Source organism: Plantactinospora sp. ZYX-F-223 (assembly GCF_039649625.1).
Classification (GTDB): Bacteria; Actinomycetota; Actinomycetes; order Mycobacteriales; family Micromonosporaceae; genus Plantactinospora.
On sequence record NZ_JBDJAV010000080.1, the window covers coordinates 1 to 24,032 of the forward strand.

Consider the following 24,032-nt stretch of genomic DNA (forward strand, 5'->3'; position numbering starts at 1 on the left):
CCGTCCCATCGCGCGGCGGATGCCGTGCCGTTGGCAGGCCTCGGCGAAGTCGACGCTCAACGCCGTCACGGCCAGCACCGGACGCCATGCACGCATGGTGAGTTCCGTTTCTCTCGGGAATGACCGAGCGCTGAGCCGCTGCCGGCTCGAAGAGTTAGGTTAGGGCTAACCATGGCCGCGTCTCCTGGCTAGCCGCCATGATCCAGCTCACCGACACGACGACCCGGCTCAGCCGAGAAGACGGTCTCGAATTCGCGATGGAACGGATTGATGGCGAGCGCGACGACCGCGACCCCCGCCACGATTCGCCGGGTACCGCTCGCTCACGGTAACGAGGCTGGCGCGATGCCACGGTGCGGCGATCCGCGCGTCATCTGGTACTGGATGACCCAGAACGGGCCGGGCGCCATGACCGTCCGCAACGCGATGGTCACCGGCGCCGGGTTCGGCGAGACGATCCGCAGCATCAACGGCTCGATCGAATGCAACAGCGGGAACCCTGTCCAGGTGCAGAGCCGGGTCACCAGGTACCAGCAGTTCGTCGGCATTCTCGGCGTGCCGACCGGCGCCAGCCTGTACGGCTGATCCGCGGCCGGGCCTCGTCACCGTCGCTCCGACGGCGACGGGGTCCGCCAGGTCGCCGGCGTACCCGCCTCGAACCGGGCGCCTGCCGCTGGCCAGGCTCGCCCAGCCGGCAGGCGTTGCCGCGGGTGGAGCGGGACCACCTCCATGACCAAGTCGATGGCCGCCTCGGTGTCGAGAACACCCAACTCGTGCATGCGGGCGTCGATGTCCAGGGTGTGCCGGGACCTGACCGGCACCGGGATGCTCGCCGGGACTACCGATGGCCCATACCGCTGTCCGTGTCACTGCCCACCCGGCCGCCGTTCGCCCTACTGCTGAGCCTCCGGCAGCAGGGTCACGTTGTAGCGGACGAGGCTGTCCCACGCCTTCGCGTAGTTCTCCGGTCCCCACGGTGTCGATTCCTTGCCGGGCTGCGGGTCGTCCCCGATGTCGATGAAGGTTCCTTCGTGGCCGCCCGGAGTGAAGAGGAAGAGCATCTTGGCAGGCTGCGTGCTGATGTTCTTGAAGCGGTGGCGGTTGCCGCGGGGGATGAAGACAAAGTCGCCCGGTCCGGCGACGAATGTCTCGTCACCGTTGAGGAATTCGAGTTCTCCGATGAGAAGGTAGAAGGCCTCGTCCTCGTCGCCGTGTGCGTGGGCCACCGGTCCGGCGCCTGGCGGCACCGTCGTCTCGACAAAGCCGAGCGAGCCGTTGGTGTCGGCCGCGGTTACTTTGATGGTGTAGGTGTCGCCAGCGACCCACTTGACGATTCCCTCGCCGTTACGTACGAGGATGCCGCCCCGATTGGTCCACCGCGGGTCGCTGCTGTCGGGGATCGGTACCGGAAGACTCACTGTCGGTCCTTTCTGGCACAGGAGGGTTTGGCCGGCTCCCGGCCGGGCCTCGGGCACCGGCGCCTCGTCACTCGCCGCGGCGGGGCTGTCTCGGTTACCCCGATCGGCCCCGCCGGTCGACGATCAGGTCTGCTGCCCCATCCCGGTCGTTGACCGCTCCGCCCATCGACCGCATCTGGTTCAGGGGCTGCCGCCGGTCGGTGGCCACCCCCATGATCGCCCGCGCGTTGTCGTCGGTCATGGTCAGCAGACCGTTGGTGGTGATGCTGGGCTGCTGCCCGATGTTGGGATGCAGGTGGGCGGTGGACACCAGGGCCGGGTAAGGCACCAGCTGGGCCCGCTGGTCCAGCAGCTTCACCCCGATCGTCGGCAGCGGTGCGACGGCGGGCCGGACCCGGCGCGCGCTCTCCGCCGCCACGACGGCGGTGATGGACATGGCCAGACCGTTCCCGTACGGCACCAGCATCACCGCGCTGGACAGGTCTCGGGGCGCCTCGGCCATCAGCTCGGCCCACCGGGTCAGGGTGCGGCCCTGCCGGTCGGTTTCCACCACGATCTGGGCGTACCCGACGCTGCTCAGCTCCAGCGCCTCGATCTCGAACGCCACCACGATGCCGACTCCGGCGCCGGCGCCGCGGACCGCCCAGAACAGGTCGGGCTCGTGTGCGGCGTCGGCGTGCACGAGTGTGCCGTCGGCGAGCACCACGTCGACCGCCTGGACGTGGTCGATGGTGAGGCCGTACCGGCGGACCAGCCAGCCGACGCCGCCGGCCGTGACCAGCCAGCCGACGCCGACGTTGCCGTGGCCGCCGGAGCTGATCGCCAGCCCGTACCGGCTGAGCGTCTCGGCCACCTGGGCCCAGCGGGCTCCCGCCTCGACCCGGACCCGGCGAGTCCGCTGGTCGAGCAGCTCGACCCGGTGCATCGCGGGGCAAAGGACACCGGCGGCGTGCGCTTGATCCGCCCGCTGTCACGTCGCGGCATCCTGCTCGGCACAGTCGAGAGCGCGGCACTGCCGGCCCTGTACACCGCCACCTCCCAGACGCACGCGGCGGCCGGTTCTACGGTCCCAGCGGTCTCGGGCACCTGTCCGGCGCGCCCGCAGAACAGCCCGTCTACTCCCGGCTGCGAAGTGAGCACGAGGCCGAGCGGATCTGGCAGATTTCCGAGGACTTCACCCACACCTCCTTCCCGGCCGCTCCCGCCAGGAACAGGAGGTACGCCTGGTACTGGCGGGCCGCCGACGTCATCGCGGCGGTCAGACCGCCGCACGCGCCGCTGGTTGAGGCTTGCCGGTCACTCCAGCGGTGGTCGCCGTAGCGGAGTCGTCAAGGAAGCCACCAGCGGTGTAGTGGGTCCGTATGGCGTGGTCGGCCGGCACGGCATCCGGCGTGACGATGGTCGACATGACTACGTACTCGGAGGGTCCACCCCTGCAGGCACTGGTACTCGTTCGTCTGCCTGGATGCGCACTCGATCGGTTCGAGCGGTTTCTTCGCACCCAAAGCGGGGTCACCGCCGGCCGGCTCCGTCGTCGGCGACATCGATCTCGTGGTACACGTCTGCTGCCCGGCTCTGATCGACCTGGATCGGCTGGTGACAGCCATGCGAACCGAGGGAGCGATCAGCTCGATCACCCACCTCGTGATCGGCGAGATCGACCTGGCTGAGCCCGCTGACGCACCATGCCGGCCACCAGCGGAAGACCGCGGCACACATCTCACTGCCGGAGCGACACGCTGTTCAGGTTTGCGGTGCCGGCGGTCTCGGCCTCGATCGGTCCGTCCTCGACGGCGCCCACCCCGGGGCCGGGATGCCGCTGCGGCCTACCATTCCTGCACCGCCTCCTCGGGTTCCGTCACGCGAGTTTCCCGTCATCGAGGCAGGTCCGGACGGCCTTGGCCAGGTTCGACGCCCGTGGGTCGTCGGGCCGGAAGTTCCAGAGGTTCGTGACGTAGCCGAAGCCGACACCAGCGTCGGGGTCGGCGAAGCCGATCGATCCGCCGGAGCCTGGGTGGCCGAACGACCCCGGCCCGGCCATCGGCATCGGCGGGCAGGTTCGCATGAACCCGAGCAGAGGTAGCGCCCCCTGTGGTCATCTGCCTCGTCAGTGCGGTTCCGCCGCGCCGACGAGGCGATGGTCGGGCAGGATTGGGAACGCTCCGGTGACCTGGTACCGCACGCCGCAGGCGGGTGCCGGCTCCGCCGCCGCGTACCCGACCGTGCCGGGGGCGGCGGTCAGGACGGCGGCGAGGGCGGGCACGAGCAGGATACGGAGCCAACGGGCCACTCGGGACGGACGATTGCGCATGACGGTCCTCGCTCTCGGCTACTGCCGGCGACGGGGTGCCCCCGACACCCGGACATCCATGATGAGCGACGGATGACCGGTCGTGGTGCCGCCGGTCGGCGACGGTCGACCGATGTCGGAAACCTGTCCGTCCCGGTAGAGGCGCCCGTTCCACGCCGAGTCGCCGGGTCTCGGTTGGGTCCGAGCTGATCGTTCCCGGGGCCACCCGCGCCGCTGTTCGGTCGTCGTCCCGGGCCGCCGGGCCGGGTCTCCGGGGCCACCGCGACGACAACCGCCTGACGGCAAGAGCGTCGAGAGATCTTGTCTCCTCCTATTCCTATAGGGATACTAGGCTATATGAGGAGCCGGGATGACAGCGATCTCTGAGGCATCGGTCAGTGGCGCGCGGACCCCGCCGCACGACCCGGACGACCTGCGGTCGCTGAAGGTGGTGCCGGCCCGCCATCCGTGGCGGTGGGTGGCGAGCGCGGTGGCGGCGGTGCTGCTGGCGATGGCACTGCACGCACTGGTCACCAACCCGGCCTGGGAGTGGCACGTCGTCAGCCAGTACCTGTTCTACGAGACGGTGCTCCGGGCGGTCGGCGTCACCCTGCAACTGACCGCCCTCGGCATCCTGCTCGGATTTGCCCTGGGCACGGTGCTCGCGCTCATGCGGCTGTCCCGCAGCCCGCTGCTACAGGCCATCTCCTGGGGCTACGTGTGGCTGTTCCGCTCGGTGCCGTTGATCCTGCAACTGCTGTTCTGGTTCAACCTGGCCCTGCTCTACGACCGGATCTCCTTCGGTGTCCCGTTCGGACCGTCCTTCTTCGACATCGGCACCCAGGATCTGGTCGGGCCGCTGACCGCGGCGACCCTTGGCCTGGCGCTGCACCAGGCGGCGTACTGCGCGGAGATCGTCCGGTCCGGGTTCCTCTCGGTGGACCAGGGGCAGCTGGAGGCGGCGACGGCGCTCGGCATCCCGAGGCGGCGCCAGATCCGGCGGATCTTGCTGCCGCAGGCGATGCGGACCATCGTCCCGACCGCCGGCAACGAGATCATCGGCCTGGTCAAGGGCACGTCCGTGGTCTACATCATGGCCATTCCGGAGCTGTTCTACCAGGTCCAGGTGATCTATTCGCGCAACGGCCGGGTGATCGCCCTGCTGCTGGTGGCGGCGATCTGGTATCTGGCTCTGACCACCGTGCTGTCGATCGTCCAGTACTACGTCGAGCGGCACTACGCGCGCGGCGCAGTACGCACGCTGGCGCCGACGCCGTGGCAGCGGGTCCGTAGGTTCGCCGACGACCTCGCGGCGGCCCGCCGCCAGCGTCGGGCCGACCGGGACCGGCTCGCGGCCGAACTCGACGGGGGAGCAGATCGATGAGCCGGCCCATGGTGGAGCTGCGCGGCATCCACAAGAGCTTCGGCCCGCTGGAGGTGCTGCGCGGCGTCGACCTGCTGGTCCGGGCCGGTGAGGTGGTCGTGATCCTCGGCCCGTCCGGCTCCGGCAAGTCGACGCTGCTGCGCAGCATCAACCACCTGGAGAAGGTGAACCGGGGGTACGTGCGCATCGACGGCGAACTGGTGGGATACCGCCAGGTCGGCGGGCGGCTGCGCGAACTGAAGGAGCGGGAGGTGCTGCGGCAGCGTACCGACATCGGCTTCGTGTTCCAGAACTTCAACCTCTTCCCGCACCTGACCGTGCTGGAGAACGTCGTGGAGGCGCCGGTCTCCGCGCAGGGTCGGGGTCGGCGCGAGGTGGTCGAGCTGGCCACCCGGCTGCTGGACCGGGTCGGTCTGTCCGACAAGGCGCGGAGCTATCCGCGCCAGCTCTCGGGTGGTCAGCAGCAGCGGGTCGCCATCGCCCGGGCACTCGCGCTGGAGCCGAAGGTGGTGCTCTTCGACGAGCCCACCTCCGCGCTGGACCCCGAACTGGTCGGCGAGGTCCTGGACGTGATGCGGAACCTGGCCCGGGTCGGCACCACCATGATCGTCGTCACGCACGAGATCGGCTTCGCCCGCGAGGTCGCCGACACGGTGGTCTTCATGGACGACGGTCGCATCGTCGAGCAGGGCTCACCCCCTCAGGTCCTCGACGACCCGAGGCATGAACGCACCCGCGCCTTCCTCGCGAAGGTCCTCTGAGCAACCCCGAAAGCCCTTCGAGCCAAGGAGGTCCTCCATGCCGAGATGGCGGCACGCCGCCCTGGTGTCCCTGGCCGGCGTACTGGCGGTGACCGGCTGTGGCACCCCGGACGACGAGCGGGCCGTGCCGGTCGACCCGTCCGCGAGCGCCGGCGGACAGGTGATCAACACCAGCCCTGACCAGAAGCGGGTCCGGGCGGAGAAGGTAGAGGCGATCGCGGCCACGGTGCCGGAGGCGATCCGCGCCGACGGCAAGCTCGCCGTCGGGGTGAGCGGCGAAGGATCGCCACCGCTGGCGTTCCGGGCCGACGACGACCGCACGCTGATCGGTGTGGAGCCGGACATCGCGCAGTTGGTCGCCGATGTTCTCGGCCTGGAGTTGGACCTGCGACCCACCTCGTGGGAGAACCTCTTCCTGGTGGTCCGCTCAGGCCAGAACGAGGTGGGGTTCTCCAACATCACCGTGACCGAGGAGCGGAAGGACATCTACGACTTCGCGTCGTACCGGGTCGACTCGCTCGGCTGGGAGGTGAAGAAGGACGGCAAGATCGACAAGATCGAGAAGCCGGCCGACATCGCCGGGCTCACCGTCTCGGTCAGTTCCGGTACCAATCAGGAGCAGGTCCTGCTGCGCTGGGACGCCCAGAACAAGGCCGCCGGACTGGCGGCGGCGAAGATCGTCTACTACCAGCGTCCGACGGAGTACCAACTCGCCCTGCGCTCCGGGCGGATCGACGCCTACTTCGGGCCGAACCCGGCGGTGGTCTACCACGCGGCGGTCAGCGGGGAGACCAAGATCGTCGGCCTGGTGCCGGGTGGCGGTGAGGTGCCGGCCCAGATCGCCGCGATGACCAAGAAGGACAACAAGCTGGTCCAGGCGCTGGGCGAGGCGCTCAACACCGTCATCACGAACGGAAAGTACCGCGAGGTGCTGGCCCGGTGGGGGCTGGAGAGCGAGGCCATTCCTACCTCGCAGGTCAACCCGCCCGGGCTGCCCCGCTCGTGACGTCGACACTCGCCGGCACCGCCGCGCGTTCCGATTCCGGCATCCGGTGCCGTCGTCCGGCGGCACACCACCTTGGGAGGCGCCGTGACCCGCAGCCTGCACGATGACACCGCGACGCACATCCTGGACAACCCGGTCTGGGCGGCCCTGACCGGCCAGCACGCCCACCTGGCCGAGATACGCGGTCAGGCCGCCCGCTACCACCTGGACGTCGCGCCGTTCGCCACCCTGGCCGCCGGCCACGACGAGCGGGCCTGGGCCGACCTGGCCGCGCTGGCCGGCCCGGCCACGGTGGTGCCACTGGCCGGGGTGGACGCGACCCCGCCGGCCGACTGGGAGGTCGTGGAGCGGATCCCCGGCGTCCAGATGGTCGCCACCACCCTGGCGGCGGCTCCCGACCCGGACTCGGTACGTCTCGACTCGGCCGACGTGCCGGAGATGCTCGACCTGGTGGCGCGTACCGAGCCGGGGCCGTTCCGGCCGCGCACCATCGAGTTGGGCAGGTACCTCGGCGTCCGGATCAACGGCCGGCTCGTGGCGATGGCAGGCGAGCGCCTCCATCCCCCCGGTTGGACCGAGATCAGCGCGGTCTGCACCGATCCGGCGTACCGTCGGCTCGGTCTCGGGTCCCGGCTGGTCCGTTCGGTCGCTGCCGGCATCCGCGAGCGCGGCGAGATCCCCTTCCTGCACGCGTCGGCCGCCAACAGCGGGGCGATCCGCCTCTACCGCTCGCTCGGGTTCACGCTGCGCCGGCACACGTGGTTCAGCGCGGTCCGTACGCCCGACCGGGCGCGCGTACCCGCCGACACCGCGGCCCGGACACCCGAATAATGCCTATCGGAATAGTAGGCAATGCGGCGGAGTTGGATCAGGTGCGACGGCCGAGAGGAGAGTCTCCGATGCCTGCCAACCGACCGCGGTGTGTCGCGCGCCCGTTACGACACGTCCGGTGCGCACGCGTGACCGCCATCGTGGACGTGCCCGCCAAGGCGAAGCCGACCGCGCCCGCCCCTGCCCCCGCCACCCGACGGCGTCCCAGGTCGGTGCCGCGACCGGCCACCGGTCGCGGCACCGCGTCCGGTGGCCCCCTCCGAGCAGGAAGTTGAGCAGCACCATGGCCGATTCACCGCACCCACTGCATCTCGCCGTCGCGCTCGACGGTGCGGGTTGGCATCCCGCGGCGTGGCGGGAACCACGGGCCCGCCCGGCGGAGCTGCTCACCGCCCGCTACTGGGCCGACCTGGTGGCCGAGGCGGAACGGGGCCTGCTGGACTTCGTCACGATCGACGACTCGCTCGGGTTGCAGTCGTCGCGCCACACCGAGCCGGACGGGCGTACCGACCAGGTGCGCGGGCGCCTCGACGCCGTACTGGTCGCCGCGCGGGTGGCCCCGCTGTCCCGGCACGTCGGCCTGATCCCCACGGCGGTGGTCACGCACACCGAGCCGTTCCACCTCTCCAAGGCCATCGCCACCCTGGACCACGTCTCCACCGGGCGGGCCGGTGTGCAGGTACGGGTGTCGGTCCGATCGGACGAGGCGGCGCACTTCGGTCGCCGTACGCTGCCCCGGCTTGGTACCGAGGGGTTCACCGGCCCGGCGGTGCAGGGGCTGATCGCCGACCTGTTCGAGGAGGCGGCCGACTACGTCGAGGTGATCCGGCGGCTCTGGGACAGCTGGGAGGACGACGCCGAGATCCGGGACGTCGCCACCGGGCGGTTCGTCGACCGGGAGAAGCTGCACTACATCAACTTCGAGGGGCGCTGGTTCGGCGTCAAGGGCCCATCGATCACGCCGCGCCCGCCGCAGGGGCAGCCGATGGTTGGCGCGCTGGCACACCACAGCGTGCCGTACCGCCTGGTCGGGCGCGGCGCCGACATCGGTTTTGTGACCCCGCACGATCCGGAGCAGGCCCGGGCGATCGTCGCCGAGATCCGCGCCGAGCAGGCCGCCGCCGGCCGGGCCGAACAGACCGTACACGTCTTCGCCGATCTGGTCGTCTTCCTCGACGACTCGGCGGCGAGCGCGCGGGCCCGCAGGGCGCGTCTCGACGAGCGTTCCGGCGGCGAGTTCTCCAGCGACGCCGAGGTGTTCGTCGGCACCCCCGGCGACCTCGCGGACCTGCTGGGCCAATGGCAGGCGGCCGGGCTCGCCGGCTTCCGGCTGCGGCCGGGCACCGTGCCGCACGACCTGGAGCAGATCACCCGGGTACTCGTGCCGGAACTGCAACGGCGGCAGGCGTTCCGCCGCGGGTACGAGGCGAAGACCCTGCGCGGGCTGCTCGGCCTCGCCCGACCCGTCAACCGTTACGCGGCCGTGTGACCGCTGTGCCGAGCATCGCGGAAGGGGTCATCGACCATGAGTAGACCACGCAAGCAGATCCACCTGGCCGCCCACTTTCCCGGCGTCAACAACACCACGGTGTGGAGTGATCCGGAGGCGGGCAGCCACATCGACTTCAGTTCGTTCGCCCATCTCGCCCGTACCGCCGAGCGGGCGAAGTTCGACTTCCTCTTCCTGGCCGAGGGGCTGCGGCTGCGCGAGCAGAACGGCCAGATCTACGACCTGGACGTGGTGGGCCGGCCGGACACCTTCACCGTGCTCGCCGCGCTCGCGGCAGTGACGGAGCGGCTCGGGCTGGCCGGGACGATCAATTCCACCTTCAACGAGCCGTACGAGGTCGCCCGGCAGTTCGCCAGCCTCGACCATCTCTCCGCCGGCCGGGCCGGCTGGAACGTCGTCACCTCCTGGGACGCATTCACCGGCGAGAACTTCCGGCGCGGCGGCTTCCTGCCCCAGGAACGGCGCTACGAGCGGGCCCGCAACTTCCTGCGGACCACCTGGAAACTCTTCGACTCCTGGCACGGCGACGAGATCGTCGCGGACAAGGAGAGCGGCGTCTTCCTCCGCGACGCGCGGCCGGGAGCCTTCCACCACACCGACCCGGACTTCGACATCACCGGGCAGTTCAACGTGCCCCGCAGCCCCCAGGGGCGGCCGGTCATCCTCCAGGCCGGCGACTCCGACGAGGGACGCGAGTTCGCGGCCTCCTCGGCGGACGCGATTTTCAGCCGGTACGACACCCTCGCCGCCGGTCAGGCGTTCTACTCCGATGTCAAGGGCCGGCTCGCCCGATACGGGCGTACGCCGGAGCAGTTGCTGATCCTGCCGGCCTCCACCTTCGTACTCGCCGACACCGACACCGAGGCCCAGGAACTCGCGCACGAGGTGCGGTTGCGCCAGGTGAGCGGGCAGACCGCGATCAAGTTCCTGGAGCAGCTCTGGAACCGGGACCTCTCCGGCTACGACCCGGACGGGCCGCTGCCGGAGATCGACCCCGACCCGGGCGAGAACACCGTCTCCCGGGGCCGGGCCAGCGTGCGGATGTACCGCGACCCGATCGCCACCGCCCGCGAGTGGCGTGATCGCGCTGAGGCCAAGAAGCTGTCGATCCGGGAACTGATCATCGAGGTGACCGGCCGGCAGACGTTCGTCGGGGCGCCGGAGACCGTGGCGCACGGCATCAACGACCTGGTGCAGGCCGATGCCAGCGACGGGTTCATCCTGGTCCCGCACATCACCCCCGGCGGGCTGGACGGGTTCGCGGACCGGGTCGTCCCGCTGCTCCAGGAGTGGGGGGTGTTCCGCACCGACTACCAGGGCGAGACCCTGCGCGACCATCTCGGCCTCGGCACCCCGGTGGCCGTTGGGGGTGGATCGATGAACGTTCCTGGTACCGGCCGTCGGAGAAGGGTGCTGCCATGACCGTTCCACCACTTGCCGTACTCGACCTGGTCCCGATCTCCTCGGGATCGACCGCCACCGAGGCGCTGCGCAACAGCATCGACCTCGCCCAGCAGACCGAACGATTCGGGTACGCCCGCTACTGGTTCGCCGAGCACCACCTCAATCCCGGGGTCGCCGGTACGTCGCCGGCGGTGCTGCTGGCGCTCACCGCGGCGGCGACCTCGACGATCCGGATCGGATCCGGTGCGGTGCAGCTCGGCCACCGCACCGCGCTGTCGACAGTGGAGGAGTTCGGGCTGATCGACGCCCTGCACCCGGGTCGGCTGGACCTCGGCCTCGGCCGGTCCGGCGGACGCCCGACCGAACCGAAGGCCGAACCGGCACTCGTCGGCGGCAGCAGGGTCGTCGACGGTCGGGCCCCGAACGGGTTGCTGATCCCACCGAAGTTCTCCTTCGCGCACCTGCTCACGTCGCCGCGCTTCGCGTTGCAGAAGACGCTGCTGCAACTGCCGGGTGCCCAGTCGCAGAACTACACCGAACAGATCCGGGACATCCTCGACCTGCTGCACGGCACCTACCGGTCGGCCGAGGGGGAGGAGGCCCACGTGGTGCCGGGGGAGGGTGCGCAGGTGCAGATCTGGATCCTCGGCAGCAGCGGTGGCGAGAGCGCGAGCGTCGCCGGGGAGAACGGGCTGCGGTTCGCCACCAACTACCACGTCAGCCCCGGTACCGTCCTCGAAGCCGCGGACGCATACCGGGCGGCCTTCCGGCCCTCCGAGGAGCTGGACCGGCCGTACGTCAGCGTCTCGGCCGACGTGGTCGTCGCCGAGGACGCGGCGGAGGCCCGCGAGCTGGCCTCGGGCTACGGGCTCTGGGTACGCAGCATCCGGACCGCCGAGGGCGCGATCCCGTTCCCGACCCCGGAGCAGGCCCGGGCCTACTCCTGGACCGACGCCGACCGCGAGCTGGTCGCCGACCGCGTCGACACCCAGTTCGTCGGTACCCCGGCACAGGTCGCCGACCAGCTCGACCTGTTGCGCGAGGCGACCGGCGCCGACGAGCTGATCATCACCACCATCACCCACGAGCACGCCGACCGGGTGCGGTCCTACCGGCTGCTCGCCCAGGAGTGGCAACGCCGGCACGGCTAACCGGTACCTTCGCCGACGCGTTGAGAGGGGAGTCATGGATCTCATCACCATCGTCGACACGTCGTGGCAGCGTCCGGACGGGTGTCGGGTGCCGGCGGTCCGGAGCCTCGGATGAGTCTGGGGCAGGCGTTGGACCACCGCGAACTGCGGCGGGTCTTCTCCACGTTTCCCACCGGCGTCGTCGCGATCGCCGCCGTCGTCGACGGTGCGCCGACGGGCCTGGCGGCGAGTTCGTTCACCTCGGTGTCGCTCGATCCGCCGATCGTGTCGCTCTGTGTCGCACACACCTCGACCACCTGGCCGGTGCTGCGGTCGGCACCCTCCTACGGCATCAGCGTGCTCAGCGTCGACCAGGAACAGGCGTGCCGGCAGCTGAGCAGTCGGGGCGTCGACCGGTTCGCCGCGCTGGGCTGGCGGGTCTCCGACGGGGGTGCGGTCTTCCTCGACGGGGCGAGCGCGTGGCTGGACTGCACCCTGCTGGAGCAGATCACCGCCGGCGACCACGACATTGTCCTGCTCCGGGTGCACGACCTCGGTGGCGACGTCGAGATCGCGCCGCTGGTCTTCCACGCCAGCCAGTACCGCAGCCTCGAACGGTGACGGTCCAACTGCGTTGGGAACTGTCCCGCGCGGGGACGCCCGCTGTCCGGTAGCCGCCGTCCCGCGCGGCGTCGTCGCGACGTCCCGGCTCCGAAGAGGATCGATGGTTGTGTGTCGAGTTAGGTTAGCCTAACCTGACGGAATGACTGCATTGTGGAGACTCAGCGTTGTCGGGTTCGTCACCGTCCTGGTCGGACCGCTCGTCGTGTCCCCGCCGGCCGCCGCGGCGGCGGACGCCGCCGACACCCGGTTTCTCGTGACCTACTACGCCACGCCGCACATGTCCCAGATCCTCGGGCAGCGCTGGTCGGGCTGTGCGGAGCCCAACGGTGGCTGGGGCGGCACCTCGTCGCACTTCACCATCACCCATCCGCCGTGCGCCTGACCGGATCCGGTCAGGCCAGCGCGCGGTGTCGGGCGTAGCCGGTTGGCCGGCGTCGCCCTGCATGGCAACGTCATCATCCAGTTGGAGCCGCGCTAGTCGCGACGCCGTTTAGTTAGGTCGGTAGCTGGTTTGTCAAGGTTCGCCGGCGAGGATGTCGATGCTGGTTGTGGCCTTGTAGGTGCGGCGGTCGATGTGGGGTCCGCGGGCCTGGTACTTGGAGTTCGAGCGTTTGATCATGCGGGTTTGGTCCGGATGCGGCGGTCGGGTAGCAGGTTCGCCAAGACGTGTTCGCCGATGACGCCGACCAGGTCGATGACGGTGTCGGCGATGACACCGGCGGCTTGTACGACCTGGTCGCGGGCGGCGTTGAGGGCGGTGGTGAAGCTGGCCCGGTCCGGATCAACACCGGGTCGGCTGTCGGTGGCGTCGACCATGGCGGTGCGTGACACCTGGTAGACGATCAGCAGGGCGTGGATCTCCTGGTCGATGCCGTCGGGAGTACGGGCGCGCAGGACTCGGCCGCCGAGGATGGTGGACTTGAGTTCCAGGTATGTGGTCTCGATCTCCCACCGCTGGTGGTAGAGCTCGGCCAGATCGGCGGCCGGGTATCGGTGCGGGTCGAGCAGAGTGGTGATCAGGCGGTAGTCGCTGGTGTGGTGGCCGCCGGTGGTGGTGATGCTGATCCGGGCCTCGATGATCTGTACGGGCCGGCCGCCGATGACCGATAGCCAGGATCCGTCGTGACAGCGGCGGATCAGCGGGAGTTTCCGGCCGGCTACACCCCCCGGCCGTCGGGTCGGCAGCCAGCAGCCGGGCCTGGTGCCGCGGCTGACCAAGCTGCCATGGATCCCCAGCGAACAGCAGTGGGTGCAGATCTTGGAGGTGGCCCGGCGCGAGCCGGTTCGCAACCGTGTGATGCTGGCTCTGGCGTATGACGCTGCGCTGCGGCGCGGGGAGCTGTGCTTGCTACGGACTGACGATGTCGATCCTGCTCACCGGGTGGTGAGGGTGCGGGCGGAGACGACGAAGAACCAGTTGGAGCGAATGGTGCCGTACTCGGCGATGAACGTGCACGGCGCTGCCAAGCCGGGCGTCGCGAGTCGGGCGGAGTCTGCCGTCCGGCGGTTCCCCGCTGCCGGTTGGGGCTGCGCCGCTGGCCGCCGAGAGTGAGGTGTCGGCCAGCGGCGGGCTGCGTCTCATTGGCTGTTGTGGGGCGCTTGATCAACGACCGACTTGCGGCCAGATCCTCAGCAGTCGTTGGGCGGCGGTGTTGGCCAGACCACTGACTGCTCTTGCCGGTACGCCCGTTCCAGGTCGATGGGGCTGCCGTTGATCGCCTTGCGCCGCTGGAGTTCGGTCCAGTACGGCGGGTCGAGGTAGATGGCGGGGTTCCAGAGCGATCGGGTCTGTTCTGCTGCCTGGCCCAGGTAGAGCAGGGCGTCGGCGATCTCGCCGAACGGGACACCGCATTCGCCGGGAAGGTAGTTGAACTCGCCGGAGTCGGCGGACGCTAGCCACGTGCCCTTGGCGGGAATGACCGTGCGTCGGGGGTGAGTTGCGAGGCGGGGGTGGCTGCCGGCCAGGATCACGTACAGGCGTTGGCCGGTCATCTGCTCGATCTGCGCGACCGGGTCGCCGCCGTGCATCACGTGTCTGCTGCCGTAGCAGATCAGGGCCCGGCGTCCCTTGTCCACCACCTGCCGCTTGGCTACCGACACCAGGTGTCCGTCCCGGTCTTGGAAGGGCAGGAGGTCGTCTCGGGTGGTCACCCGGGTCCAGTCGATCGGTGGATCACCGAGCAGTACCCGGATCTTCTTCGGCTCGGGAAGCGGCCGGTTGGTCGCTCGGACCGTGCGGAAGAACTGCTCGTACATCGGCGCGTCCCAGGTGCTCACCGGTGATTGCGTGGTGTTGCGCCACACCAGGCGCAGGTCGCGATCCTCAACGGCGTGTCCTGCCACGAACCGGTCCATTGTCGGCTGGTAGAGCGCGTTGCCGAACTCCACCACGATGTCGTTGACCACGCCGGGTAGCCGGGGGTCGAGCAGCAGTGTCTGCAGCGCGTCGTGATGCTCCTGCTGCTCGTGGATGTCGCCGATGGCGACGATGCGGTGCCGGCGGAACGCCGCGAGGACGGCGTCGGCGAGCGGGCGACTGTTGCTGTCGGTGGTGGCGTCGCCGCCGGCGTTCGCCGTGGGTACGATGCCGAACGCGGTCATGCCGGCGGCGGTTGCGGCACCAGCGCCGGTGATGGCCATCAACCTGCGGCGGGTCAGCTTCTGTTCTGTCATGGTGAGTGTTTCTACGGACGGGGCGATAACACGACCCGAACGACCGCTGTCACATCGCTGTTAGGTGCGGCGCGGCATCCTGGTCGGATGAGCAAGCTGCGGCACTTGGGGCTGCGGGGCCGAAGCGCAGGCGTGCGCTTCACCGCCCTGTACGTGGTCCTGTTCGTGTTGTCCGGGGCCGGGCTGTTGGCCATCACCAATCTTCTGGTTCTCCGCGACGTCACGCACGCCGCCCCGGCGGGGAACGTCCAGCAGCAGGGCCCCAAGCATCCGTCCGCGTTGGCGGCTGCCCGGCAGCGCGTGTCCGCGTTGGAGGCTCAACTGGATGAAATGCGTACGCAGCAAACGCAACAGTTCCTGGGAGGCTCCGCGGTCGCGCTCGCCGTGATGACCGTGATCTCGGTCGGACTCGGCCGCGTCGTCGCCGGCCGGGTGCTGCGGCCGCTGCGGACGATCACCACCGCCACGCGGCGGATCTCCGCCGACAACCTGCACGAGCGGCTGAGCATCCACGCGCCCCCGGACGAGGTCAAAGACCTCGCCGACACCATCGATAGCCTGCTCGGACGGCTGGAGGGTTCGTTCGCCGCGCAGCGCCGGTTCGTTGCCAACGCCTCCCACGAACTGCGGACCCCGCTGGCCACCATGCGGGCAGCGCTGGACGTGGCCGTGGCGAAACCGGCACCGATACCCGCGCCAACGCTCAGGCTGGCCGACCGCCTCCGCACCGAACTCGACCACATCGACCGGCTGCTGGAGGGCCTGCTCTTGCTGGCCCGCACCCAACACACCGACCTGCCCGACCCGGAGGCGGTCTCACTCGGTCGCCTGGCGTTGCAGGCGCTGGACGCCCGAGCCGCCGACATCGCTGGCAAGCGGCTGACCGTCGATCACCGGCTGCCCAACACCGTGTGGACCCGGGGTAGCCGGACGCTGCTGTCCCGGATGATCGACAACGTGATCGACAACGCGGTCACGCACAACCAGGACGGCGGCTGGATCCGGGTGACGGCCACAGCCGAGGGCCCGGCGGCGCAGCTCGTCGTGGAAACAGGCGGGCCGCTACTCGATCCACCGCAGGTCGCCCGCCTGGCACAGCCGTTCCAACGGCTCGGCACCGAACGCACCGGCACCGGATCCGGGCTGGGCCTGTCGATCGTCTCGGCCATAGCCACCACCCACGGCGGCGGCCTCGACCTCAGTGCCCGCCCCGACGGCGGTCTGCTGGTCACCATCACGCTGCCGCTGGCACCGGCCCCAGCCGGAGTGCCGGCGTGAGGGTCCTGGTGGTGGAGGACGCCCGCTCGCTCGCCGCCCTCTTGGCCGAGGGCCTGCGGGACCAAGGCATGGCCGTGGATGTAGCCCATGACGGCCTGGAAGCCGCCGCCAGGCTCGACCTCAACGCCTACGACGTGGTCATGCTCGACCGCGACCTACCAGGAATCCACGGCGACACCCTGTGCCACATGATCACCGAACGCGACGAGCGGCCCATGGTCCTCATGCTAACCGCAGCCGGCACACCCGAAGACCGGGTCACCGGTCTAACCCTGGGCGCGGACGACTACCTCGCCAAACCCTTCCACTTCCCCGAACTCATCCTGCGGATCCGATCCCTGGCCCGCCGCCGACCGTCTGCCCGGGCCCGGACCCTTCGCGCCGCAGGCATCGAACTCGACCCCATCCGCCGCACCGCCACCCGCGACAGCCGGCACCTAGACCTGTCTCTAAAGGAATTCGCCGTCCTCGAAGCCCTCCTCCGCGCCTACCCGGCCTTCCTCAGCACCGAAGACCTGCTCGAACAGGTCTGGGACGAACACGCCGACCCGTTCACCAACACCGTCACCGTCACCGTCAGCCGGCTACGCCGCAAACTCGGCGACCCGCCGATCATCGCCACCAGCCCCGGTATCGGGTACCGAATCATCAACTCGTGATCGTTGGTCTTCGTGCAGCGCAGGCCTGACGGACACACAAGCCGAAGTCCGCCAAACGCGGTCGCCGCCCGTACGCGAGGCCAGGTTGAGGCACCAGCTGGCGCGATACCGCTAGCTATCGGCGCCGCCTACACCGGCAGCCCGGTCGCCGCAGTCCGGCCGCGGTCCGCGCTGATGTCCGCGAGTTCCTCGGCCACCAACTCGGCGAGGCGCAGGCCGTCCTGGTCATCGACGAGACGGGTGACCTGAAGAAGGGCCGGCACACCGTCGGGGTCCAGCGGCAGTTCTCGGGCACGGCCGGGAAGGTCGAGAACTGTCAGCTCGCGGGTGCGACGCGAGGTCGTACGTGGTAAGTGGATGCCCAAGAGGGAGGTTCGGCTGATGCCGGATGGGTGATCCCGGGCCAGTGTCCATGGCCCGTCTCCGCTCTGACGTGCGTTGCTGGTAACGGCGGGGTGCGAAGCTCGGGGTGACGGCCCAAGGGTTCCCGTTCCATCCGGGGACTACAGGTTGGGGAAGACCGGACGGGTGAACGCGAGTGAACCCCTGATGACGCCTCGTGATGGCAAACCCGGCGAGATGGAAGGTGCGTGCCGGGTGTAGGGCTGGCCGCTGGGAAGCGGCGGGTGCCGGTCGAAGGCTGCGAAATCGGCCGGGAGGACACCACCGCCTCGGGGTTAAGGGGGCATCCACCCCGGTCGTTTCTTACGCGTGCGGAACGCGGTAACCCCGTTGAGGTCCAGGGCATCTTGCCTGGTAGGTCGACCGTGAGGCAGGCCCAGATCCTCAGCGGGAACAGGACGGTCCAAGAAGCCAACGTCGACGTGTCGAAAGGCAGCAGGAACCCGGGGTGGATGGTCGGCTCCTCCGCCGATCGCCCCGAATAAAGATCGCCGGAGTCCTGTCCACGATGGGCCTGCGCCTGTAGCCGGAGAAGACCCTGGTCACCCACATCGACGCGGGCCTCACGTTCCTCGGCTGGCGCATCCAGCGCCACCGCAAACGAGGCACCGGCAAGAACTACGTCTACGTCTACCCGGCCAAGAAGTCGCTTACGGCGGTCATGGCCAAGGTGAAGACGACCTGCCGGGTGAACACGAACCTGCTGCTCGACGCCCTGCTCCACCCGCTCAACCGGATGCTGCGGGGGTGGACCACGTACTTCAATCCGCCGGACTGCCGCGACCACCGGTCCGCGTAGAGCCAGCCGGGTTCCGGCACAGCGGTTGCAGGGAACGGCGTCCGTCACTATGCTGCACTATTGTAATGATCATCGTCGATGAAACTTCGGTGGTCTCGGGTGAACGCGTTATAACCGCGCGACACGGGGGCTCAATGGCTAGTGAAATACCAGCGGATCGTGCCGCGCAGATAGCCGCACTACCCGACTCTGGTCATCCGTTGCGGCCGACGGTCGCCGGCTATTTAGCGGAGGCCGATCCGGATATCGCCGCGCCGATGCGAGCGCGACGAACACTGTTGGTCGGCGGGTCGGTGACCTCGACCAGACGTAACAAAGCCCAGGCGTTACGTGGACAAGGCGTCGATATCGTGAACTTCGCTGCCGGGGAATTGGATTTCGATCCGCCTGCAGAGTTGCGCGACGCCCTTCGTGACGCGGCTGGCCTCCGCGTTCACCGTTACACCGAGACGGCCGGGTTGGTCGAGCTCCGGGAGGCGCTCGCCAGCCGGATCACTCGCATGTCTGGCCTGAGCTGTGCACCGGACCAGGTGATTCTCACCGCAGGGGCGAAGCATGCCCTTTACCTGGCGTGCCTCGCCCTTCTGGACCCGGGCGACGAGGTGATTGTTCCCAGCCCCGCGTGGGGCAGTTTCCTGGCGCAGGTGCGGCTCGTCGGCGGCGTCCCGGTACCGGTGGAGACTGGTCGGACCGGCTTCGTGCCAGCCGTGGACGAGCTGGACAGGGCGGTAACGCGACACACCCGCATGATTATTCTCAACTCACCGAACAATCCGACAGGTGCGGTGTACCCGCCGCAGGACCTCGCCACGGTGATCTTGTGGGCGGTACGGCGTGGCCTGTGGGTGTTATTCGATGAAAGCTACGGCGAACTGGTTTTCCCCGAGGGGCACCATGCGCATCCGGCGATGTTGGTGCCGGCCGCCCGAGAGCACATCGTGACGGTCGGTTCGTTCTCGAAGACGTTCGCGGTGACGGGATGGCGGGCCGGGTACGCGTACGGACCGTTTGGCGTGGTCTCGGCGATGAGGGATGCGCAGAGTCACACGACGTCGAACGTGTCGAGCATTGTCCAACACGCGTTGCTGCCGGCGGCCAACGGCGAAGCGGACGCCTTCGTCGCCACGGTTCGGGGGGTGCTGTTGCACCGCCGTGACCTCGTCCGGGCGGCGCTGGATGACATCGCGCACCTGCATGCCGCCACACCGCACGGCGGTTTCTACTTCTTCCTCGACTGCCGCAACGTGTTGGGCCGGCATCTGCGCGGTACACCGGTTACCGATGGCGAGCACTTGGCTGACCTGCTTCTTGATCACGCACGGGTAGCTCTCACCCCTGGCACGGCGTTCGGTGCGGGTCGGTACATGCGGCTGTCCTTCGCCATCGCCGAGGACCGCCTCGTCACCGGGTTGGCCAGGCTCCGCGAGGTGATGTGCGATGTCGAATAATACCAAGGCGTTCGTGTTGTACTTCGGATCCGTACAGCGGGTCGAGTTCTACGAGGGCTTACGCGACGCCCATGTCGGGCTCGGACTGCTGCAGGATGAGGAGTCAGCGTACACGTTGGCCCCGTCGGAGTTCGACCACATCGAACGCATGCCGTTCACGGCCGGCCTGGACGCGATCTGCAAACGGGTCGAAGCGTTCCGACGCCGCCATCACCTCGAATCCATCATCAATGTCGATGAAGGCTTGGTGGTGAAGTGGGCGCAGGTGTGCGCCCGCCTCGGCCTGCCAGCTATCAGCCCCGCCGCCGCCATCGCCGCGCGCAGCAAGAGTGCGATGCGCCGCCGCTTCGCCGAGCAGATCGGCGAGCACGTGTCGGTGCCATCGCGGGCGGTGGCCAGCGCGGGCGAGGCCCTCGATTTCGCTGCCGTGGTGGGCTACCCGGTGGTCGTGAAACCGAGCAACCTGTGGGGCAGCTATTTCGTTACCCGCTGCGCCGACGACGCCACGCTCACTCGTGCGGTCGAAAACCTCCTGGCCCGTCTCCCGGCCTATTCGGCCGAACACGCCAACGACGGCGCACCCGTTGAGGTGCTGATCGAGCAGTTCATGCCCGGCAGTAACCACTCGGTGGAATGCCTCGCACTCGGCAACGAGGTGTGGCCCACCCCAGTCGTCGACGTCGTCACCGGCGCCGACCTCGGCGGCGACGACTTCCACCACTTCATCCGGCGGACCGACACCCGCCTGTCGCCCGAGCAGCAGCGCGAGATGAGCGACCTCGCCTGCGTAGCGGTACGCGCCATGGACATAACCTACGGCGTCGCGCACGTAGAGTTCGTCCACGGACCACAGGGGCCGCGTCTGATCGAAGTGGGTGCCCGCCCCGGTGCCAACCGAGCCATGCTGCTGTCCGCCGCCTACGGCATCAACCTCTTCGCCGGCTACCGTGACGTTCTACGCGGTGTAGCACCGACGCTGCACCCGACCCGGCACGGCGCGGCCGCCGTCGTCACTCCGTTCCCACAGCGCGCCGGCGCACTCCGCGGCTATCGCGGCCTCAACCGGATCCGCGAGTTGCCTAGCACTAGCCGGGTCGACCTCAACCAGCAACCTGGCGACATCGTGCGACCACGCCAAGAAGCCACATTGGCGCCACTTCGCATCGAGATGCACGCCGACACGCCGCAACAGCTCACCGACGACCTTCGGGTGGTGACCGACATCTGTGGGAAGGTCTTCCACCTCGCGACCACGGACGACCCCGGCGACAACGACGCGACTTAACTCATCGCAGCCGCGACCCTCTCTACGCGAAACGCGATGGCACCGGAGATTGACGACGCACCGCACGCGAAGCGCACACGATTGGGAAGAACACATGCTGAAGGCGTCCAGGTATCCCTCGTTTCGGGCAATGCTCTCGGCACGGCGAGCCAACCAGGAGGTGGTCCGGGTCGCCGGCGCGCACGACGCGATCGGTGGACGCCTCGCGCAGGAGGCTGGCTTCGACGGGATATGGGCATCCAGCCTAGAAATCTCGGCCGCGCGGTGCCTACCCGACGCCAGCATCCTCACCATGACCGAATACCTGGAAGCGGCCGCCCGCACGCAACGCGCCATCGGCATACCAGTGCTCGCCGACGTCGATACCGGCTACGGCAACAATCTCAACGTCGCACACATGGTCCACGAGTATGAAGCGGCGGGCATCACCGCAATCTGCATGGAAGACAAACAGTTTCCGAAGATGAACAGCTTTGTCGACGCCGACCACACCCTCCAGGACGTCGAAGCGGTCTGCTCCAAGATCCGGGTGGCCAAAAACGCCCAACACGACGACATGTTCTTCATCGCGCGAACCGAAGCACTCATCGACGGCCTCGGCATGGATGAAGCCCTCAACCGGTGCGCGGCATACACCGCGGCTGGCGCCGACGCGGTTCTGATCCACTCAAAGGCGTCGACCAACAATGAGATCGTCGACTTCCTCGGCAAATGGAGCGGCCGTGCACCGGTGGTCGTCGTCCCCACCACTTATCCGGACTGGCACATCGGCGACATCACACGGCACGGGGTGGCTGCCGTGATCTACGCCAACCAGGGGCTACGTGCGACCGTCACCGCACTCAAAAGCACCTACGCGGCGATCCTGCGCAGCGGCCACGCCGCCGACCTGGAAGGAAAGGTCGCCACCGTCGCGGAGATTTTTGAGTTGCAACGGCTGCTGGCCTGGCAACAACTCGAATCGGCGTGACCCACCCTGAACCTGAAGACGTCATTCGGCGGCCCGGACTGCCGGACACGTTCCGGCTGTTGTTCGCCGGCGTCCTCATCAACCGACTCGGTCTGCTCGCCCCGTCATTTCTGACGCTGTTCCTCGTTGCCGACACCACTACCACAACCACGATGGCAGGCGGCCTGATAGGTGTGTGGGGCGGTGGGTCGCTGCTGGGCGCACTGGCCGGCGGAGCTGTCGCCGACCGCGCCAGCCCGGCGGCCGCCATCCTCACCGCGCAAACTTCGGCGCTGACCGCGTGCGGCCTTCTGGCCATCGCCGACCAGCCGCTCGCGCTCGGTGTCGCCACCTTCCTCGCCGGCTTTGCGTCAACCCTGCACAAGCCCGCAAGCGCGGTCATTGTCGCAACCACACTGCCAGCAACCCAGCACATCCACGCGTTCGGGCTGTTGTATTGGGCCGCCAACATCGGCGCTGCCATCTCCCCCATCATCTGCGGCGTCCTGCTCGAACACTCCCGCTTTTGGCTTCTCGTCCTTAACGCGAGCACCGCCGTCCTCTACGCCTGCATCGCCACACGCATTCCCAGAAACACGTCGCAACCTCACCGAAGCCACCACCAGCTAGAAACGCCGACGGGGCTGTTCGGCGACCTCATCACTGCCTTCCGGCATCCCCCAACCGCTCGATTTCTCGCTATGTCCTTCTGCCTGGCCCTCATCTACCTGCAGAAACAATCGGCGTTGCCACTCGACATGCGCGCCCATGGGGTGCCACCCACCACGTTCGGGCTCATCATTGCCATCAACGCCGCGCTCATCATCGCCGCGCAACCGCTGATTTCGCGGATCAGTACCCGCCTCGACCTCGACGTGCAGTTCCTCTTCGCGGCCACCCTGATCGCGATCGGCTTCGGCACTAACATGTGGGCAACAGCATGGCCGACCTACGCCCTGGCGGTGGTGATTTGGACGGCAGGAGAGCTGCTGCTCGTGCCGCAAGCCTCGGCCTTCCTGGTCCGTCATGCCCCACCCCAGCACGTCGGCTCCTACCAAGGCGCGTACCACTTCGTATGGAATCTGGGTCTCGTGGCTGGCGCACCACTCGGGATGGCTCTGCTCAACACAGCAGGCTCAGCCACCACCTGGGCCGCCGCGTGTACGCTCGGCCTCGTTGTCGCGGCAAGCCAAAGCTTGACGATGCTGCTCCACCGACGCACCAAATATCGCGGCAGGCACACCGACGGCAGCGCACGCACTGATTCCACCGGGTCTTGACCCAGTCGATGAGCCGGCCGGCGAACCCCTGGCCGGCGAATACTTGCCGCATCGGCCTGGCCGTGTACAGCCGCGAGGAGGGCACCCTTGCCGCCGTCGCGGTCCTGGCGTGGCGCAGGCCGCTCCGCAATCGCAGTCGGATGAGCGCCAAGATTGTCCGTACCAGCCGAAATTCGCGAGGGCCCGGCGGATGATGCGACCGCGACGTCGAGTATCACGTCCGTCTCTTGATCGTCTCGTTATCCTGTACCGTTCGGAAACTCGGCCACGGGCGCTGACGTGCGACTTTGTCCGCCGTGGGATCGACGAATGGTGTCATGCTGCCGGTTATGATCTTGCCGTTCGGTTACCTGATTCTTCGTCAGGTACTGCAGTTGGTCATCCTGTTGGCTCGCGGTGGGTACGCCAACGCGGTCGAGGTGTTCGTGTTGCGGCACCAGGTCGCGGTACTCCGTCGGCGGGTGCGCCGTCCGGATCTGGAACCGGCTGACCGGGCGGTGCTGGCCGGGCTGTCGAGGCTGCTGCCGCAGACGCGGTGGCCAGCATTCTTCGTCACCCCGGCCACCTTGTTGTTTTGGCATCGCAAGCCTGATCGTGCGGCGTTGGACCTTCCCAGGGCGGCGGCTGGGCCGCCCACCGGTCACGGCCGAGGTGCGCCAGTTGGTGCTGCGGCTGGCTCGGGACAGCCCGATCTGGGGGTGTCGGCGCATTCAGGGCGAGTTGGCCGGGCTGGGCTACGGATTCGCGGCCAGCACGGTCTGGGCGATCCTGACCAGGGCCGGTGCCGGCCTGGCACCGACGGGCGGGACCGGCCTGGACCGAGTTCCTCACCGCGTAGGCCAACGGCATCTTGTCCTGCGATTTCCTGCATGCAGACACCATCGGCATGGCCCGCATCTAT

Annotated in this window: 23 protein-coding genes and 1 pseudogene; 18 read left to right on the forward strand and 6 right to left on the reverse strand. The window is 68.6% G+C overall.

All coding sequences use genetic code 11. The features are described 5' to 3' along the window. Positions 1 to 345: 345 nt before the first annotated feature. Complete coding sequence (locus tag AAH979_RS40340; protein WP_346263394.1) at positions 346 to 585, forward strand: chitinase; 240 nt, start codon at positions 346 to 348, stop codon at positions 583 to 585. Between the two features lie 308 nt (positions 586 to 893). Here the strand turns inward: AAH979_RS40340 and AAH979_RS40345 are convergent, their stop codons facing one another. From AAH979_RS40345 to AAH979_RS40360, 4 genes are all read right to left on the reverse strand, one after another. Further along, on the reverse strand, positions 894 to 1,418 hold the full coding sequence (locus AAH979_RS40345; protein WP_346263395.1) for a cupin domain-containing protein: 525 nt from the start codon (positions 1,416 to 1,418) through the stop codon (positions 894 to 896). 94 nt (positions 1,419 to 1,512) lie between these two features. Then, positions 1,513 to 2,343 carry an FAD-dependent oxidoreductase gene (locus AAH979_RS40350; RefSeq protein ID WP_346263396.1) on the reverse strand — a complete coding sequence of 277 codons (831 nt, stop codon included), beginning with the start codon at positions 2,341 to 2,343 and terminating at the stop codon, positions 1,513 to 1,515. A 933-nt stretch (positions 2,344 to 3,276) separates the two neighbouring features. Next, positions 3,277 to 3,483: a hypothetical protein gene (locus tag AAH979_RS40355; protein WP_346263397.1), complete on the reverse strand. Its 207-nt coding sequence runs from the start codon at positions 3,481 to 3,483 to the stop codon at positions 3,277 to 3,279. Positions 3,484 to 3,525: 42 nt separating this feature from the next. After that, positions 3,526 to 3,681: a hypothetical protein gene (locus tag AAH979_RS40360; RefSeq protein WP_346263398.1), complete on the reverse strand. Its 156-nt coding sequence runs from the start codon at positions 3,679 to 3,681 to the stop codon at positions 3,526 to 3,528. A 397-nt stretch (positions 3,682 to 4,078) separates the two neighbouring features. On the opposite strand from AAH979_RS40360, the gene AAH979_RS40365 reads away from it, so the two are divergent. The 9 genes from AAH979_RS40365 (at position 4,079) to AAH979_RS40405 (ending at position 12,740) form a co-directional block, all read left to right on the forward strand. Further along, positions 4,079 to 5,092 carry an amino acid ABC transporter permease gene (locus AAH979_RS40365; protein WP_346263399.1) on the forward strand — a complete coding sequence of 338 codons (1,014 nt, stop codon included), beginning with the start codon at positions 4,079 to 4,081 and terminating at the stop codon, positions 5,090 to 5,092. Continuing rightward, complete coding sequence (locus AAH979_RS40370) at positions 5,089 to 5,853, forward strand: amino acid ABC transporter ATP-binding protein (RefSeq protein WP_346263400.1); 765 nt, start codon at positions 5,089 to 5,091, stop codon at positions 5,851 to 5,853. Before AAH979_RS40365 ends, AAH979_RS40370 begins: the two co-directional genes overlap by 4 nt. Positions 5,854 to 5,890: 37 nt before the next feature. Further along, positions 5,891 to 6,859 carry an ABC transporter substrate-binding protein gene (locus AAH979_RS40375; protein ID WP_346263401.1) on the forward strand — a complete coding sequence of 323 codons (969 nt, stop codon included), beginning with the start codon at positions 5,891 to 5,893 and terminating at the stop codon, positions 6,857 to 6,859. An 84-nt stretch (positions 6,860 to 6,943) separates the two neighbouring features. Then, the gene (locus AAH979_RS40380) at positions 6,944 to 7,690 is read left to right on the forward strand and encodes a GNAT family N-acetyltransferase (protein WP_346263402.1); all 747 of its coding nucleotides are present in this window, start codon (positions 6,944 to 6,946) and stop codon (positions 7,688 to 7,690) included. A 283-nt stretch (positions 7,691 to 7,973) separates the two neighbouring features. After that, the gene (locus tag AAH979_RS40385) at positions 7,974 to 9,179 is read left to right on the forward strand and encodes an LLM class flavin-dependent oxidoreductase (protein WP_346263403.1); all 1,206 of its coding nucleotides are present in this window, start codon (positions 7,974 to 7,976) and stop codon (positions 9,177 to 9,179) included. 36 nt (positions 9,180 to 9,215) lie between these two features. Next, positions 9,216 to 10,622: an NtaA/DmoA family FMN-dependent monooxygenase gene (locus AAH979_RS40390; protein WP_346263404.1), complete on the forward strand. Its 1,407-nt coding sequence runs from the start codon at positions 9,216 to 9,218 to the stop codon at positions 10,620 to 10,622. Continuing rightward, positions 10,619 to 11,755, forward strand: coding sequence for an LLM class flavin-dependent oxidoreductase (locus AAH979_RS40395; RefSeq protein ID WP_346263405.1), 1,137 nt, complete (start codon positions 10,619 to 10,621; stop codon positions 11,753 to 11,755). The genes AAH979_RS40390 and AAH979_RS40395 overlap by 4 nt, the downstream gene beginning before the upstream one ends. Before the next feature lie 111 nt (positions 11,756 to 11,866). Further along, on the forward strand, positions 11,867 to 12,355 hold the full coding sequence (locus tag AAH979_RS40400) for a flavin reductase family protein (protein WP_346263406.1): 489 nt from the start codon (positions 11,867 to 11,869) through the stop codon (positions 12,353 to 12,355). A gap of 142 nt (positions 12,356 to 12,497) precedes the next feature. After that, the gene (locus AAH979_RS40405) at positions 12,498 to 12,740 is read left to right on the forward strand and encodes a hypothetical protein (protein ID WP_346263407.1); all 243 of its coding nucleotides are present in this window, start codon (positions 12,498 to 12,500) and stop codon (positions 12,738 to 12,740) included. Between the two features lie 233 nt (positions 12,741 to 12,973). Here the strand turns inward: AAH979_RS40405 and AAH979_RS40410 are convergent, their stop codons facing one another. Continuing rightward, positions 12,974 to 13,648: a transposase gene (locus AAH979_RS40410; RefSeq protein ID WP_346263408.1), complete on the reverse strand. Its 675-nt coding sequence runs from the start codon at positions 13,646 to 13,648 to the stop codon at positions 12,974 to 12,976. 339 nt (positions 13,649 to 13,987) lie between these two features. Next, positions 13,988 to 15,031, reverse strand: coding sequence for a hypothetical protein (locus AAH979_RS40415; RefSeq protein ID WP_346263409.1), 1,044 nt, complete (start codon positions 15,029 to 15,031; stop codon positions 13,988 to 13,990). Between the two features lie 87 nt (positions 15,032 to 15,118). Between AAH979_RS40415 and AAH979_RS40420 the strand changes: the two genes are divergently transcribed. The 8 genes and pseudogenes from AAH979_RS40420 to AAH979_RS40455 all read left to right on the forward strand — a co-directional run bounded on the left by AAH979_RS40420 (position 15,119) and on the right by AAH979_RS40455 (position 23,131). Next, complete coding sequence (locus AAH979_RS40420; protein WP_346263410.1) at positions 15,119 to 16,309, forward strand: HAMP domain-containing sensor histidine kinase; 1,191 nt, start codon at positions 15,119 to 15,121, stop codon at positions 16,307 to 16,309. Then, positions 16,306 to 16,968, forward strand: coding sequence for a response regulator transcription factor (locus AAH979_RS40425; protein WP_346263411.1), 663 nt, complete (start codon positions 16,306 to 16,308; stop codon positions 16,966 to 16,968). The genes AAH979_RS40420 and AAH979_RS40425 overlap by 4 nt, the downstream gene beginning before the upstream one ends. 173 nt (positions 16,969 to 17,141) lie before the next feature. Beyond that, positions 17,142 to 17,291 (forward strand): annotated as a pseudogene (locus AAH979_RS40430) (transposase); the annotation flags it as partial. A gap of 740 nt (positions 17,292 to 18,031) precedes the next feature. After that, positions 18,032 to 18,169, forward strand: a complete 138-nt coding sequence (locus AAH979_RS40435) for a group II intron maturase-specific domain-containing protein (RefSeq protein WP_346263412.1) — start codon at positions 18,032 to 18,034, stop codon at positions 18,167 to 18,169. A 65-nt stretch (positions 18,170 to 18,234) separates the two neighbouring features. Then, on the forward strand, positions 18,235 to 19,617 hold the full coding sequence (locus tag AAH979_RS40440) for an aminotransferase class I/II-fold pyridoxal phosphate-dependent enzyme (protein ID WP_346263413.1): 1,383 nt from the start codon (positions 18,235 to 18,237) through the stop codon (positions 19,615 to 19,617). Next, entirely contained in the window at positions 19,607 to 20,902 is a 1,296-nt protein-coding gene (locus AAH979_RS40445) for an ATP-grasp domain-containing protein (RefSeq protein ID WP_346263414.1), read from the forward strand. Before AAH979_RS40440 ends, AAH979_RS40445 begins: the two co-directional genes overlap by 11 nt. 94 nt (positions 20,903 to 20,996) lie before the next feature. Beyond that, positions 20,997 to 21,872, forward strand: a complete 876-nt coding sequence (locus tag AAH979_RS40450; protein WP_346263415.1) for an isocitrate lyase/phosphoenolpyruvate mutase family protein — start codon at positions 20,997 to 20,999, stop codon at positions 21,870 to 21,872. Then, the gene (locus AAH979_RS40455) at positions 21,869 to 23,131 is read left to right on the forward strand and encodes an MFS transporter (RefSeq protein WP_346263416.1); all 1,263 of its coding nucleotides are present in this window, start codon (positions 21,869 to 21,871) and stop codon (positions 23,129 to 23,131) included. Before AAH979_RS40450 ends, AAH979_RS40455 begins: the two co-directional genes overlap by 4 nt. Positions 23,132 to 24,032: the final 901 nt, after the last annotated feature.